Origin of the sequence: Arcobacter ellisii, from assembly GCF_003544915.1 — a bacterium.
In the GTDB taxonomy this organism is placed as follows: Bacteria; Campylobacterota; Campylobacteria; order Campylobacterales; family Arcobacteraceae; genus Aliarcobacter; species Aliarcobacter ellisii.
This window is the reverse complement of record NZ_CP032097.1, coordinates 2,457,518-2,472,278: the sequence shown is the minus strand read 5'-3', so window position 1 is coordinate 2,472,278 and position 14,761 is coordinate 2,457,518. Positions and strand designations below refer to the sequence as shown.

General features: G+C 26.4%; 14 protein-coding genes. 8 read left to right on the top strand and 6 right to left on the bottom strand.

Features of this window, described 5'->3' with window-relative positions; all coding sequences use genetic code 11:
* The first annotated feature begins 10 nt into the window (after nucleotides 1-10).
* Nucleotides 11-2,743 carry a RecB-like helicase gene (locus AELL_RS12550; protein WP_118918273.1) on the top strand — a complete coding sequence of 911 codons (2,733 nt, stop codon included), beginning with the start codon at nucleotides 11-13 and terminating at the stop codon, nucleotides 2,741-2,743.
* Here the strand turns inward: AELL_RS12550 and AELL_RS12545 are convergent.
* The 5 genes from AELL_RS12545 to AELL_RS12525 all read right to left on the bottom strand — a co-directional run bounded on the left by AELL_RS12545 (nucleotide 2,740) and on the right by AELL_RS12525 (nucleotide 8,122).
* Nucleotides 2,740-3,294, bottom strand: a complete 555-nt coding sequence (locus AELL_RS12545; protein ID WP_118918272.1) for a thiamine phosphate synthase — start codon at nucleotides 3,292-3,294, stop codon at nucleotides 2,740-2,742. The two genes, AELL_RS12550 and AELL_RS12545, sit on opposite strands and share 4 nt — an antisense overlap.
* A 78-nt stretch (nucleotides 3,295-3,372) precedes the next feature.
* Entirely contained in the window at nucleotides 3,373-4,059 is a 687-nt protein-coding gene (locus tag AELL_RS12540; RefSeq protein WP_118918271.1) for a F0F1 ATP synthase subunit A, read from the bottom strand.
* 92 nt (nucleotides 4,060-4,151) lie between these two features.
* The gene (gene ilvA / locus AELL_RS12535; RefSeq protein ID WP_118918270.1) at nucleotides 4,152-5,357 is read right to left on the bottom strand and encodes a threonine ammonia-lyase; all 1,206 of its coding nucleotides are present in this window, start codon (nucleotides 5,355-5,357) and stop codon (nucleotides 4,152-4,154) included.
* 98 nt (nucleotides 5,358-5,455) lie between these two features.
* Nucleotides 5,456-7,726: a 5-methyltetrahydropteroyltriglutamate--homocysteine S-methyltransferase gene (gene metE, locus AELL_RS12530; protein WP_118918269.1), complete on the bottom strand. Its 2,271-nt coding sequence runs from the start codon at nucleotides 7,724-7,726 to the stop codon at nucleotides 5,456-5,458.
* Nucleotides 7,727-7,777: 51 nt separating this feature from the next.
* A complete protein-coding gene (locus AELL_RS12525; protein ID WP_118918268.1) occupies nucleotides 7,778-8,122 on the bottom strand; it encodes a hypothetical protein in 345 nt (114 codons plus the stop codon).
* A gap of 108 nt (nucleotides 8,123-8,230) precedes the next feature.
* Here AELL_RS12525 and trmD point away from each other — a divergent pair, with 108 nt between their 5' ends.
* The 5 genes from trmD to AELL_RS12500 all read left to right on the top strand — a co-directional run bounded on the left by trmD (nucleotide 8,231) and on the right by AELL_RS12500 (nucleotide 11,787).
* Nucleotides 8,231-8,920: a tRNA (guanosine(37)-N1)-methyltransferase TrmD gene (gene trmD, locus AELL_RS12520; RefSeq protein WP_118918267.1), complete on the top strand. Its 690-nt coding sequence runs from the start codon at nucleotides 8,231-8,233 to the stop codon at nucleotides 8,918-8,920.
* A 55-nt stretch (nucleotides 8,921-8,975) separates the two neighbouring features.
* Entirely contained in the window at nucleotides 8,976-9,332 is a 357-nt protein-coding gene (gene rplS, locus AELL_RS12515; RefSeq protein WP_118918266.1) for a 50S ribosomal protein L19, read from the top strand.
* Nucleotides 9,333-9,363: 31 nt separating this feature from the next.
* Nucleotides 9,364-9,882, top strand: coding sequence for a hypothetical protein (locus AELL_RS12510; protein ID WP_118918265.1), 519 nt, complete (start codon nucleotides 9,364-9,366; stop codon nucleotides 9,880-9,882).
* Nucleotides 9,883-9,891: 9 nt separating this feature from the next.
* Nucleotides 9,892-10,497, top strand: a complete 606-nt coding sequence (locus AELL_RS12505) for a DedA family protein (RefSeq protein ID WP_118918264.1) — start codon at nucleotides 9,892-9,894, stop codon at nucleotides 10,495-10,497.
* 126 nt (nucleotides 10,498-10,623) lie between these two features.
* Entirely contained in the window at nucleotides 10,624-11,787 is a 1,164-nt protein-coding gene (locus AELL_RS12500; RefSeq protein ID WP_164967212.1) for an OprD family outer membrane porin, read from the top strand.
* 24 nt (nucleotides 11,788-11,811) lie between these two features.
* On the opposite strand, the gene AELL_RS12495 is transcribed toward AELL_RS12500, so the two are convergent.
* Complete coding sequence (locus AELL_RS12495; RefSeq protein WP_226805992.1) at nucleotides 11,812-12,918, bottom strand: aminotransferase-like domain-containing protein; 1,107 nt, start codon at nucleotides 12,916-12,918, stop codon at nucleotides 11,812-11,814.
* A gap of 123 nt (nucleotides 12,919-13,041) precedes the next feature.
* On the opposite strand from AELL_RS12495, the gene AELL_RS12490 reads away from it, so the two are divergent.
* Together AELL_RS12490 and AELL_RS12485 are read left to right on the top strand one after the other, a co-directional pair.
* Complete coding sequence (locus AELL_RS12490) at nucleotides 13,042-13,920, top strand: AraC family transcriptional regulator (RefSeq protein ID WP_118918261.1); 879 nt, start codon at nucleotides 13,042-13,044, stop codon at nucleotides 13,918-13,920.
* Nucleotides 13,921-13,954: 34 nt separating this feature from the next.
* On the top strand, nucleotides 13,955-14,737 hold the full coding sequence (locus AELL_RS12485; RefSeq protein ID WP_118918260.1) for an NUDIX hydrolase: 783 nt from the start codon (nucleotides 13,955-13,957) through the stop codon (nucleotides 14,735-14,737).
* Nucleotides 14,738-14,761: the final 24 nt, after the last annotated feature.

Sequence of the window (14,761 nt, the reverse complement as noted above, 5' to 3'; positions counted from 1 at the left end):
TTATTCTTTTATGAAAAAATATTTAGCTTTAAAAGCCAGTGCAGGAAGTGGTAAAACATTTGCACTTACGGTTCGTTACATCACTTTGTTATTACTTGGTGCAAAACCAAATGAAATTTTAACTCTTACATTTACAAATAAAGCTGCAAATGAAATGAGTGAAAGAATATATAAAACACTTCTTACATTAGGTGATGATGAAGCATATCTAAATGCAATTATTGAACAATCAAATCTTTCAAAAGAAGAGATTTTAGGTAAAAAAGGTTTTTTAGTAAAATCATTTTCAAATGCAAATTTATCAATATTTACTATTGATAAATTTGTAAATAAAATTTTAAGAGAGTTTTGTGGATATATTGGAATTTCAGATGATTTTGAAATAAAAGTTGATGATATTGAAACTCTTAGTTTAAAATTTTTAGAATCACTTGATTTAAAACAGTTTGAAACACTGATAGATTTTTCCCATTATGAGAAAAAGAAATTTAATTCACTTTTTGAACTTTTTAAAATACTTTTAGAAAAAAATGAAAAAATAAATATTTTAAATATTGATGCTAAATTAATAGATTTCCAAAAAGAGAGAGTTTTAGAAAATGCTTTTAAAATAAAAGAGTTTATTTTAAATTGTAGTGTTGCAAGCCCAAGTGCAAAAAAAGCTGTTGATTTTGAAAAATTTGATGATTTATTTGGACGAACATGGCTTGAAAAAGATTGTTTAGCTGAATATTCATATTTTAAAAAATGTGCAAATGAAACAATTGAATCTTATTTTATAGAGTTAAAAAAAGAGATAACAATATATTATAAAATAAGAGCAGGGTACAGTTTAAATAAACTATTTGAACTCTATTTAATGTTTAAAGATTTTAAATTTGAGTTTAACAAAAATAAAAACTATTTAGAATTTAACGATATTTCAAATTTAGTTTATGAATTATTATCAACAAAAATTGATAAAGATTTTTTATATTTTAGACTTGATTCAACTTATTCACATATTTTGATGGATGAGTTTCAAGATACTTCACTTTTACAATATAAAATTTTAGAACCTTTAATAAAAGAGATTCTTTCAGGTGATACAACAAAATTCAAAACATTTTTTTATGTTGGGGATACAAAACAATCTATTTATAGATTTAGAGGTGGGAAAAGAGAACTTTTTGATTATGTAGCAAATACAAATAATGTTTTAGAAGTTGAAGTTTTAAATACAAATTATCGTTCATGTGAAAACATTATCTCTTATGTAAATTCACTTTTTTTAAATCTTAGTAATTATGAATATTATGAACAAGAATCTGTTGCAAAAGATGGTTATGTTGAAGTTTGTGAAGATGAAGCATTAGATGAAGAAGAAAAATTTGTAAATATTGCAAAAAAAATTGAAGAGTTGATAAGTTTGGGTGTAAATTCAAACGATATAGCAATTTTAACTTACACAAATGATGATGTTTTATCTTTATATTATTATTTAAAACAGAAATTTCCTGATATGAAAATATCAACTGAAATGACTTCAAAATTAATAAATCAACAAAATGTAAAAGCAGTTATTAATGCTATGAAATATCTTTATTTTAAAGAGGAAATTTATAAAGAGAATGTAAATGCACTTATTGGAAAAGAGATATTAAATGAATTGGATTTACAAATCCAATTGGAAGAAAAATCTGTTCAAGAAATTATAAAAGAGTTATCAAAAAAATTAAAAATAATAGATGAAAATGTTGTTAAATTAATTGAAGTAAGTTCAAGTTTTAATAATATTGTAGATTTTGTTTATGAGATAGATAAATTAGATGCAAATATGGAAAATAGTGAATCAGTTGGACTTCAAATATTAACTATTTTTAAATCAAAAGGTTTGGAGTTTCATACAGTTATTTTACTTGATAGAATTAAAAGAAAAAATGTAGATAAATCTTCACTTTTATTTGAATATGAAAATCTTGAATTAAAAAATATTTTTTACAAAATAAAAGGTTATGAAAATTTTGATAAAGATTATGAAAAAGCAATAGCAAAAGAAAAGGCACTAAGTCTTGAAGATGAAATAAATATTTTATATGTTGCAATGACAAGAGCTAAAAATAATATGATTATCTTTAAAAAAATAAAATCATCTGTTTTTGATATTTTAAATATGAAAGTTTGTAAAATTGGAAAAATAAAAGAGAGTATTAATTTATCAATAAATAAAGATGAAAAAAATATTGTTTCATATACTCCTTTAGATTTAGGAACACAAGAAAAACAAATCTCAAAAGAAAAAGAGTTAGAAGTTGACCATTTGCATGCAAAATATTTTGGATTGGCAACTCACTATTGTTTAGAGATGATGAATGAATTTGATGAAAAAAATTTAGATTATTCTATGGATTTAGTTCAAACTAGATATTCAAACTATTTAAGTGAAGATGATTTTTTTGATATAAAAAATAGATTGAGATTTTTATTGAATGATTCAACTTTTAAATCTTTATTGGAAAACTCAATGTTTATTTCAGAGCAATCTTTGATTTATAAAGAAGAGATAAAGATAATTGATTTACTTTTATTTAAAGAAGATTGTTTTTATATTATTGATTATAAAACAACAAAAGAAGAACTTGATGAACACAAAATTCAAGTTTCATATTATAAAAAAGCTATAAAAGAGATATTTAAAACTTCAAATGTAAAATCATATCTAGTTTATTTAAAACCTAGTGATTGTATTATTAAAGAAGTTTAAATAAAATATCGAATAGATGCAAAACCGTAGGCTTTTTTATTTTCTATTTTAGCGATTTGTTCTTCTGAAACTATCCCTCCAAGGGCAATAATATTTATATCTTTATATAAGTTTGTTGCCTCTTCTAACTTTTCTATTCCTTTAGGTTCACCTTTATTTGGTGTATTAAAAATAGGAGAAAAAGTAATCGCATCTGCTTTTTGTTCAATAGCTTTTTCAATCTCTAAAAAAGTGTGACAAGAGATAATTGTAAAAAGATTTTTTTCTTTTGCTTCTTTGATTTTATCAAATTGTTTTGAATTTAGATGAACACCTGTTGCTCCTAATTTTTTTGCCAACAAATAATTTGAATTTAAAAGAATCTCTTTTATATTAAATTTTTTACAAATCTCTATAAAGATTTTTGCTAATTCTTCAAAATTTTTAGATTCCTTATCTCTAAAACAAGCAATATCTATTTTATGTTTAGTTAAGGTTTTTATCAAAGTTTCTCTAAATATTTCTATATCATTAGTATAATATTGAGGGTCAGTTATAAGATATTTTTTCATTAGTCTTTCTATTTAAAGATATAAAAAAAGGGAATAAGTAAAAACTTATCCCCTTTTCAAAATTTTTTATCAAAATTTTTAGTGTTCTTCGTGTTCCATCATAATAGAACCAGCAATATAAACATAAGTTAATATACTGAAAATAAACGCTTGTAAGAAACCAAACGCAGTTAATAAGAAGAACCCAGGAAGAGGTAATAACCAAGGTACTAACATTAAAAGTACCATTAAGAACATATCATCTCCTCTGATTGAACCAAAAAGTCTGAATGATAATGAAACAATTCTTGATAAGTGAGAAATAATTTCAATTGGGAACATTAATGGAGCTAATGCAGGCATTGGTCCCATAAAGTGTTTAAAATAGTTAACAAAACCATTTTTCTTAATACCTAAATAGTTATAGTAAACAAATACTATTAAAGCTAAAGATAAAGTAAAGTTAATATTTGAAGTTGGAGCTTCGAAACCAGGGATAACTCCAATCATATTACTAACAAAAATTACTAAAGCTAAAGAACCAATTAAAGGCATATAAGTTCTAGCGTTTTTTTCACCCATAGTATCAGCACCCATTGCAACGATACCACCTACGAACGTTTCCATTACATTTTGAGATCCACTTGGAACTAATTGTAACTTTCTAGTAGCTGCTCTTGATATTAAGAAAATTATCCCAATAACTAGAACAAAGTGTGATAAGATTATCCACTCTTGCCCGTGCCCACCAATTGCACCCAAGAATGTAAACAGTCTTCCTTCCATTTTCTTCCTTTTTTTTTGTTTCTACATATACTAAATTATGCGTGCATTATAATATTTATTTTCTAAAATCTTTCTAAAGACAAAAAATTAACTTAAATTTGTTTAAATCTGTAACCATTTTGTTTCAAATTTTCTCTAATTAGTTCTTGATGTTCTTCACCTTTTGTTTCAAGTGCAATTGTTACATGAGCTTCACCAAACTCCAGTTTTATAGAGTTTCTATCATAATCTATTTGAACAATATTTGCTGAACAAGTTTTGAAAATCTCTGTTAAATGCATTAAAGCACCTGGTTTATCCATAAGTGTTACGATTAGATTCATTTTTCTAAATGATTTTACTAATCCTTTATCAATAATCAAAGATAACATTGTTACATCAATATTCCCACCACTAACTATTGCACAAACTTTTTCTTTTTCAATATGTACTTTATTGTGCATAATTGCAGCCGTTGCAACTGCACCTGCACCTTCAACCATAAGTTTATGTTTTTCAAGTAAAAATAAAATTGCATTTGCTGTTTCATTATCACTTACTTCTACGATTTCGTCCACATACTCTAAAATAATATCAAGTAATTTTGGTGTTACGTCACGAACAGCAATTCCATCAGCGATTGTTCTAACACTTGAAGAATCCATTGGAAGTCTTGCTTCAAAAGAGTCTTTCATTCCTCTTGCTCCACTTGCAACTACACCTGTGATTCTTATGTTTGGATTTATAGATTTTGCAGCTATTGCAATTCCAGAGATTAAACCTCCACCTCCAATTGGTACAATAATATGTTCAATATCTTCAATTTTTTCTAAAATTTCTAATGCAATTGTTCCTTGTCCCGCAATAACTGCATCATCTGCAAATGGATGAATAAATTCTTTATTGTTTTCTTTTGCAAATTTTGTAGCTGCTGCATATGCTTCATCAAAATTCTCACCAGTTAAAACAACATTTGCTCCATAAGATTTAACCCCCGAAACTTTTGTAAGTGGAGTTGCTTCTGGCATAAAAATTGTTGCTTCACAATTAAAGTGTTGAGCAGCAAAAGCTAAACCTTGTGCATGATTTCCTGCACTTGCAGCTACTACACCATTTTTTCTTCTAGTTTCATCAAGCATAGCAACTCTATTAAAAGCACCTCTAATTTTAAAACTTCCTGTTAATTGTAAGTTATCTTCTTTTAGAAAAATTTCTGCATTTTTTTCTTTACTTAAAATAGGAGCTTTCATAAGCGGAGTTGCGTGAACTGTGTTTGATAATCTTTTTTTTGCTTCTTTTATATCATTTAATGTAATCATGGTTTCTTTTCTCATTTTTATAATTCCCGAATATTATCTAAAAATATGTTTTATCATAATTAAGTTATGACAAAACATATTCTTACTAGAGCAAAGCTCTAGCAAGTTTTTTCTTTTACAATTTTTACTGCTTCAACCATATTTTTTAAACTCTGTTTAACTTCTGGCCATTTTCTAGTTTTTAATCCACAATCAGGATTTATCCATAATTGCTCTTTTGGTAAAACTTCGATTAAAGCTTCAATTTGTGTTACCATCTCTTCAACACTTGGAACTCTTGGGCTATGAATATCATAAATTCCAGGACCAATTTCTTGTTTATAAGCTACTTCTTTAAAAATCTTTAAAAGTCTATTTCCACTACGTGCAGTTTCAATTGAAATTACATCAGCATCCATAGCTTCAATAGTTTTAATGATGTCATTAAATTCGCTATAACACATGTGTGTATGAATTTGAGTGTCTGCTTTTGCACAACTAACACTTAATTTGAAATTATCAACTGCCCAGTTTTCATAAGCTTTTATATTTTCAGCTCTTAATGGATAACCTTCTTTAAATGCTGCTTCATCAACTTGAATCATTTTTATTCCAGCATTTTGTAAATCATTTACTTCTTTATTTATAGCAAATGCAATTTGCTTTGCAACTTCATTTCTTGATATATCATCTCTTACAAATGACCAATTTAAAATAGTAACTGGTCCTGTTAACATCCCTTTCATAACTTTTTTAGTTTTACTTTGAGCATATTTAATCCACTCAACAGTCATTGGATTAGGTCTTGAAACATCACCATAAATTAAAGGTGGTTTTACACAACGACTACCATAAGATTGAACCCAAGCATTTTGTGTAAAGGCAAAACCATCCATCAATTCACCAAAATATTCAACCATATCATTTCTTTCTGGTTCTCCGTGAACTAAAACATCAAGTCCAATTTCATCTTGAAAAGCTACACAATCATCAATATATTTTTTGATTTCATTTTCATATTGTTCTTTTGAAATAGCATTTGCTTTATATTGTTTTCTATTTTCTCTAATTTCAGGTGTTTGAGGGAATGAACCAATAGTTGTAGTTGTTAAAAAATCATATTTGAAAAATTCTCTTTGAATTTTGATTCTATCTTGGAATTTATCAACTCTTTCAAAAATTTTAAGATTTTTTATTTCATCTTGAATTTCTTTATTATGAATTTTAGAAGAGATTTTTCTTTGATTATTATCTTCAATATTTCTTTTTATAATTGATAACTCTTCTAAATTTAGTTTGAAATCAAAAAATTGTTTAGATACAAGTGATAACTCTTTTAATTTTTCATTTGCAAAAGCTAACCAAGATTTTATCTCTTTATCCAATTTCTCTTCATAATTTAAAGTAAATGGAACATGTAAAAGTGAACAAGAAGTTCCAACTATTATATTTTCTTTATTTACATTTTTTGAGATTTTTTCAAGTAATTCTACTTTATCTTTAAAATTACTTTTCCAAATATTTCTTCCATCTATTACTCCAGCAATTAAAACTTTATTTGAGTTTTTTATAAACTCTAAAGCTTCAAAGTTTTTAGCTCCATGAATAAAATCCAAACCTAAAGCCCAAATTGGAGTATTAACTAATATTTTTGTAGCTTCATTTGAATGTTCAAAATATGTTGTTATAACGATTTTAATGTTTGGTGCAACCAAAGTTAGGGCATCATAAACTGGTTTGATTAAAGATAAAACTTTTGTATCTAAATCTTTTACAAATAATGGTTCATCAAATTGAACTACAATTTCATCATCAAGTTTTGAAATCTCTTCTAATAACTCTTTATAAACTTCAATTACTTTATTTATATGTAAAAAAACATCACTATTATCAACACTTTTTGATAAACCTAAATATGTAATTGCTCCAATTAGATTTATTTTTGTTTTTATCCCTAATTCACGTGCTTCTTTATATTCTTCAATTACTTTTTTACTATTTAATCTAAATGTTGTATCTTTTGAAATTTCTGGAACAATATAATGATAGTTTGTATTAAACCATTTTGTCATTTCCATTGCTACACTTGTTTCATTTCCTCTTGCCATTGCAAAATATAACTCTTCATCTTTTAGATTTTCAAATCTTTTTGGAATGGCTCCTAATAAAATAGATGTATCTAACATATTGTCATAATATGAAAAGTCATTTGAAGAAATAAACTCAATTTTTGCCTCTTTTTGATAATTCCAATGTCTTTTTTTAAGTTGTTCAGCTACATATTTTACTTCATTAAAATCTGTTTGTTTTGACCAATATTTTTCTAAAACTTTTTTAAGTTCTCTTTTTTCTCCAATTCTTGGAAATCCTATCACATAATTTTTTTGCATAATTAATCCTGTTGTATATTTTTTTGTTTTGATTTATGTTTGAAAGATTAATTAGAAAATTGGTGGATGAACTCCCGTTCTTCTAAATGCGAAGTAGGTTGTATAGTAAGGACATCTTGGAATAAATTTAAATAAAGCAACAGCTAATGCAGTTCTTCTTTTGAAGACACAATCACAATGACAAGGTTTTTTATTTTGTATAAAAACAGATAATAAATTTTCTTGAAGATTTGGAGGTGATTCTTCCTCTTCATCATCTTCTGAAGATATTGATAATTTTTTATTTAAGTAATTTTTACTAGATGTAACAATACTATGTAATTTTGGTGCAACAGAGTGTGCTTGTATTGAAGAAAGTGTAAAATACTTTTTCCCAAAACCGTTTAGTAATTTCAAGTAATAACCTTTTGTTTAAATAAGGTGGGAAGTGTAAAGGATAAATGCTTAATTATAAATAAAAATAAATATGCTATTATTCCAATAAAAAAAAGGGTAGATTTTATTTTGAAATTTACATTTGTTACACTTTTCCCTAATCTAATAGAACCATATTTTCAAGATTCTATTTTAAAAAGAGCAGTTGAATCAAATTTTATATCTTATGAGTTTTATAATCCAAGAGATTTTACAACTAATAAACATAAAAAAGTTGATGACCAAATGGTAGGTGGAGGAGCAGGAATGCTTCTTTTTTGTCAACCATTATTTGATTGTTTAGATGAAATAAAAAAGAAAAATGAAGATGCTTATATTATTTTCCCACTAGCTGCTGCAAAACCATTTAAACAAAATGATGCAAAAAGATTAGCAAAGAAAAAAAATATTGTATTTGTAAGTGGAAGATATGAAGGAATTGATGAAAGAGTTATTGAAAAATATGCAAATGAAGTATTTAGTATTGGAGAATATATTTTAACAGGAGGAGAATTAGCTTCTACAGTAATGGCAGATGCAATTTCTAGAAATGTTGATAATGTCCTTGGAAATGCTGATTCTTTAGATGTTGAAAGCTATGAAAACAATTTACTTGAAGCACCTTCTTTTACAAAACCTGAAAATTTTCAAAATTTAAGTGTTGTTAAAGAATTTTTAAAGGGAAATCATATTAAAATTGCCGACCTAAAAACCAATCTGGCTATTTGCAAAACAAAATACTTTAGACCAGGTTTAGTTACAAACAAAAAATTTAAATAAAAGTGTGATACCCCGCAAGTTGCAAATGCGGGCACTTTCGCCAAAGGGAAATACAATGAAAAATAGATACATTGCGAGCTTCGAAGCAGCGCAAATTGCAGAAAAACAAATTCCTCAATTCAAAGCAGGAGATACTGTAAGACTTGGTGTTGAAATTAAAGAAGGTGAGAAAAAAAGAATTCAGCTTTTTGAAGGTATTGTTATTGCTAGAAGTGGAAATGGTGTAGATGCTACTTTCACAGTTAGAAAAATCGGTGCAAATTCAATTGGTGTAGAAAGAATTTTCCCATTATATTCTGAATCTTTAAAATCTTTTGAAGTTGTAAGAAAAGGAAGAGTAAGAAGAGCTAAACTTCACTTCTTAAGAGGATTAAAAGGTAAAGCTGCAAGAATTAAAGAGTTAAAAAAATAGTAAATTAAGGCTTTGCCTTAATTTTGATTTTATGTCACAAATCTTAATTCACACAACATCAATAATCGAAGCAAAACCGATTATTGATTTTTTTAATTTAAAAGAATTAAAAACTACTTGCGGAAATAATATATATTCTAATGATGATATTTTACTTATAATATCTGGAGTAAGTAAAGATTTAATAATTAATTCACTGGATTATATTTTCAAAAACTACTCAATCTCAAAAGCATTTGATTTAAGTATAGCTTCTTGTAGTGATGGAAGTATTGCTTTAGGAACACTTTTTTGTACAAACCGTTTTGTTGGTGGTTTGAACTTTGCTAATATCACAACTGTTGAAAAAAAACTTGAAACAGATGAAAATTTAGATACTTTACTTGTGGATAAACAAGCTCTGTTTTTTTCTCAAAAGTGTAAAGAGAATATCAAAGATTATTATGTATTAAAAATTGTATCTGATTATTTTGATGAAATTGAACCTACAAATGAAAAAATATTCGAACTTATAAATAACTCTATTTCAAAATGGAAAAAACTAATTTAAAGGAATCTCTTGTTAGCTAATATAATCAATTTTATAGTTGAAACTGTTGGAAGTTTAGGCTATGCAGGTATTTTTATTATGATGTTTTTAGAGAGTTCTTTTTTCCCTTTTCCTTCTGAAGTTGTAATGATACCAGCAGGTTATTTGGCATATAAGGGTGAAATGAATATGTACTTAGTTATTCTAATGGGAATCTTAGGTTCACTTGCAGGAGCTTTATTTAATTACTATTTAGCAATAAAATTAGGAAGAAAAGTTCTAATTAAATATGGAAAATATTTTTTTGTTAAAGAAGAAACTATTGTAAAAATGGAAAACTTTTTCAAAGCTCATGGGCATATTTCAACTTTTTCAGGAAGATTAATACCTGTTATTAGACAATATATCTCTTTTCCTGCTGGATTAGCAAAAATGAATCTTTTTGTATTTTGTTTATATACAAGTTTTGGTGCAGGAATTTGGGTTGTAATTTTAGCAATGCTAGGTTATTTCTTAGGTGATAACGAAGGTTTGATTAAAGAGTATTTACACTATATTATCATCATACTTCTACTTTTAGTTTCAATTTTGTGCTTCTTTTATTACAAAAGAGCAAAAAAAGCAAAAATTATATAGGATTAATTTTTAGATTTATTTCTAAAAATTGATTATCTTTTTCTACAATAAATATTTTAGCTACTTTATACACACTTCAAAATGATAAGTTTCTTTTAATACAAATACAATAAGGGGAACATGAAAATGAGAAAAATAACACATCTAGGAATTACAACAAGTTTAATGCTTTTATCTACACAAGCATTTAGTGCAGATACTCTGGCAAAGGCTTTTGAAGAGGGAAAAGTAAGTGGTGAAATAAAATCTCAATATTTTCAAAAAGAAGTAGCTGATAAAAAAGTTAGTATTTGGACAAATGGTGGAAATTTATCATATGTGACAGGTGATTTTTATGGATTTAACGCAGGAGTTACAGTTCAAGCGTCAACAGTTACTGCTGATGATTTAGATAATGCACCAACAGCTTATGATAAAGACCAAAATGTATCAGGAGCTATTTTATCACAAGCATATATTCAATATACAAAAAATAACTCATCTGTAAAAGTTGGTAGACAATATATTTCAACACCACTTTTAGAAGGTTCTGGTTCAAGAATATTTAAAGAGGCATTTGAAGGAGTTATTGTTACAAATAATGATATTTCAGATACAACAATCTTAGCAGCTTTTGTGGATAAAGAACAATATAGAACAAAAATTGCAAGTGGTGGAACTGAAGTAAAAGATGTTTCTGATTTTGAACAAATTCAAGATGGAGCTTATACTTTATATGTAAATAATAAATCAATAACTAATCTAAATCTTGATGCTCAATATCTTCAAATAGATAGTAATACAACAAACAAAGATGATACAAAAGCATTTTATGTGACAACAGCATATGATATTAAACCTTTTACAATTGCATTTCAAACTTATCAAACAGATAATGGAGAAGATACAAATTCAAGAGGTAAAGCTTATGGTATAAATCTTACTTCTAAACTAGATAAATTATCGTTAGGTGCAGCTTATACAACAATTGATGATAGTGGAGATATTGTTGCTGGAATAGGAAATGGTGCAGATTATTTATATACGGCATCTTGGATTTATGGGGGGATTTATGAGGCCGATACAGATGCCTATAAATTATCAGCTGGATATGAGATTATTGATGATTTAACATTTGAAATAATGCATTCAGCTTGGAAAACAGGAACTCAAGAAAGAGCTTCTGAAACTGATTATGTAACAACTTATGCTTTTGATAAAAATTTATCAACAACTTTTGTATTTGCAACTTATGATAAATTAGCAGATGAGAGTTATAGATCAAGAGTTTACCTATCTTATAAATTCTAATAAAAAAGGCTAATTAAGCCTTTTTTATAGACAACTTTTAATAAGTTTTATACCTTTTTCAATTTGTTCAAAAGATGAATGAGTATAGTTAAATCTAATCTCTCCATTTGGAACTTTATCTATATAAAATTGATTTCCAGGAACATAAACAACTTTCTTTTTTAAACACTCTTGAACAAGTGCAAAAGTATCAATTTCATCTTCAAAAGCTCCATATAAAAACATTCCCCCTTTTGGTTTTTCATGTTTAAACTCAGGCATAATAAGATTTAATTGCTCTGAAAAAAAGTTAGCTTTTTTAGAATAATCATCTCTTATTTCTTGAAGATGTTTTTCATATTTTTGTTCATCTTTTAAATATTCAGTCAAAATATATTGAGAAATTCCACAAGAGTGTAAATCAATACTCTCTTTAATTATCATCAATGATTTTAATAACTCTTCATCAGCTCTAATCCAACCAATTCTAAGACTTGGAACTAATGTTTTTGAAAAACTTCCCAAATGAAAAGAGTTTTTTGGAAGTTTAGAACTAATAGAAACATTTTTTTTATCAAAAAATAGTTCACCATAAGGTGAGTCTTCTATTAAAATTCCATCATATTTTTTTATGATTTTTGCTATTCCTTCTCTTTTTTCATCACTATAAGTTGTTGCACTTGGATTTTGAAAATCTGGAATTATATAAGTTAATTTTGTATCTTTGAAACTTTTTTCAAAAGCTTCTATATTAACTCCATCATTTTCAAGTTTTACTCCTTGCATATTTAAGTGATTTAATCTAAATATATTCATAGCTCCTAAATATGAAGGTTCTTCTATAGTTATGTTTTTACCTTCAAAATATTTTGCCAAAATATACATAGCTTGTTGGCTTCCTGTTGTTATTAAAATATTATCTTTTGTTGTAGGAAATCCTTCATTTGTATAACGCTGCGCTATTTGTGCTCTTAATTCATTTATACCATTACTAATTCCATATTGGTATATTTTGGGATTTTCCATAGCTTTTAAAGTTGCAGTTTTTATATCTTCACATGGAAATAGATTTTCACTTGGAAGTCCTCCTGCAAAAGAGATAGTCTCTTCGTCGATTGCTTCAAGGATTTCTCGAATAAATGATCTTTTCATTTTTATCCTTTTTTTAAATTTGTGAAAGTTTACATCAAAATATTTTTTTATTCTTTACATAAAATGCTTTAAATATTATCTATTTTTGCTATTTTTATATACATTTATTGTTATAATAAAATTATGAAAAAATCAACTTATGAAAAACGAGCAAAAATTGCAAATGATGTGATGAACTATATTTATAAATATATTGATACAAATATAAATATAGATGAGTTAAGTTTGGAATTAAATATTAGTAAATTTCATCTTCATAGAATTTTTAAAGAAGAGTTTGGAAAAAATATTTATGAGAGTATAAAAGCAATTAGACTTGAAAAAGCTGCAAATTTATTAATAACAAATAAATATTCAACTATTACAGATATTTCAAAAATGACAGGATATAGTTCCCAAACCTCTTTTTTACGAGCATTTAAAGAAAGATTTTTGATGACTCCAAAAGATTGGAAAAATGGAGGTTATAAAGAGTATTCAAATAAAATAGTTGAAAAAATCTCTACAAACAATGAAAGAATAAATTTTTCAAAAATTGAACCAAGTATAGTAAAAATGCCCGAAATAAAAGGTTATTATATAAGACACAAAGGTTATGACAGAACTATTAAAAAAACTTGGCAAAAACTTCAAACTTGGATTTATACAAATGATATAAAAGAGTACAAACAAATGGCATTACATCATGATAATCCAATTATTACTCCACTTGAAGAGTGCCAATATATTGCCATTGTTGTTTTAGAAAATGAAGAAGAACAATTAAAAGATTTATCACTTCCAACTTTGATAGTTCCAAAAGGAATTTATGCAAAATTCTCTTTAAGTGGAAAATATGGAGATGTTATAAAACTTATTCAATGGGTTTATCACACTTGGTTAATAGAAAGTGGTTATGAAACAACACCAAGTCCTTCATATACAATTTATCAAAAAAACCATTTTTTAAACAGTGAAGAAGAGTTTATCTTGGATTATTATTTACCAATTCGTTATGTTTAATTGTTTATAATTGTTTTTGTTTTAAAGGAAATAAATGAATACAAGTTTAGAAAAAATAGGGTGCTTTAATACTGTACTTGACCCTTATAATGGAATAACAATAGATAAAAAAGATTTACCAAAAACAAAAGAAGAGTTTGAATTAAATCTTGATTTTTTAGTTAGTGAAGTTGAAAATAAAAGAAATTTAATTTGGATTTATATAGATATAAAAAAATCTGATTTTATACCAATAGCTGTAAATAGAGGTTTTGTATTTCACTCATGTGATGAAGATTATTTATTGATTGTTAAAAGATTAAAAGAAAATGCCGTAATCCCAACTTGTGCCAATCACACTTTAGGAGTTGGAGCAGTTGTAATAAATGATAATAATGAAATTTTAGTAATAAAAGAAAAGATTTTAAATTTGGGTTACAAACTTCCAGGTGGTCATATTGATAATGCTGAGATGATTTCAACAGCAGTTGCAAGGGAAGTTTTTGAAGAGACAGGAGTTATTGTAGAGTTTGAATCAATTATCTCTTTGGGACATTTTTTTCCCCACCAATTTCACAAATCAAATTTATATATTATCTGCACTGCTAATCCAAAAACTTATGAAATAAATATCCAAGATACAAATGAAATTCTTGATGCAAAATGGATAGATGTAAAAAGATATTTGGAAGATGAAACTGTACTTGCTTACTCAAAAGCTGTCGTTTTTGCAGCTCTTGAATATAAAGGATTTATCAGAGCAAATCATGAAGTTTTATGTCATATCAAAAAAGATTTTGAACTATTTTTCCCAAGCGAAAGTAAGAACCTTGTATAATACAAAAATTTAATAAAGCTTACA

Bases quoted from the DNA above. Each gene is read 5' to 3' on its own strand.
- rplS (WP_118918266.1), top strand. From the start codon at position 8,976: ATGAAAAATAGATACATTGCGAGCTTCGAAGCAGCGCAAATTGCAGAA.
- AELL_RS12510 (WP_118918265.1), top strand. From the start codon at position 9,364: ATGTCACAAATCTTAATTCACACAACATCAATAATCGAAGCAAAACCG.
- AELL_RS12550 (WP_118918273.1), top strand. From the start codon at position 11: ATGAAAAAATATTTAGCTTTAAAAGCCAGTGCAGGAAGTGGTAAAACA.
- metE (WP_118918269.1), bottom strand. From the start codon at position 7,726: ATGCAAAAAAATTATGTGATAGGATTTCCAAGAATTGGAGAAAAAAGA.
- AELL_RS12495 (WP_226805992.1), bottom strand. From the start codon at position 12,918: ATGAAAAGATCATTTATTCGAGAAATCCTTGAAGCAATCGACGAAGAG.
- AELL_RS12500 (WP_164967212.1), top strand. From the start codon at position 10,624: ATGAGAAAAATAACACATCTAGGAATTACAACAAGTTTAATGCTTTTA.
- AELL_RS12545 (WP_118918272.1), bottom strand. From the start codon at position 3,294: ATGAAAAAATATCTTATAACTGACCCTCAATATTATACTAATGATATA.
- AELL_RS12490 (WP_118918261.1), top strand. From the start codon at position 13,042: ATGAAAAAATCAACTTATGAAAAACGAGCAAAAATTGCAAATGATGTG.
- AELL_RS12540 (WP_118918271.1), bottom strand. From the start codon at position 4,059: ATGGAAGGAAGACTGTTTACATTCTTGGGTGCAATTGGTGGGCACGGG.
- AELL_RS12485 (WP_118918260.1), top strand. From the start codon at position 13,955: ATGAATACAAGTTTAGAAAAAATAGGGTGCTTTAATACTGTACTTGAC.
- ilvA (WP_118918270.1), bottom strand. From the start codon at position 5,357: ATGATTACATTAAATGATATAAAAGAAGCAAAAAAAAGATTATCAAAC.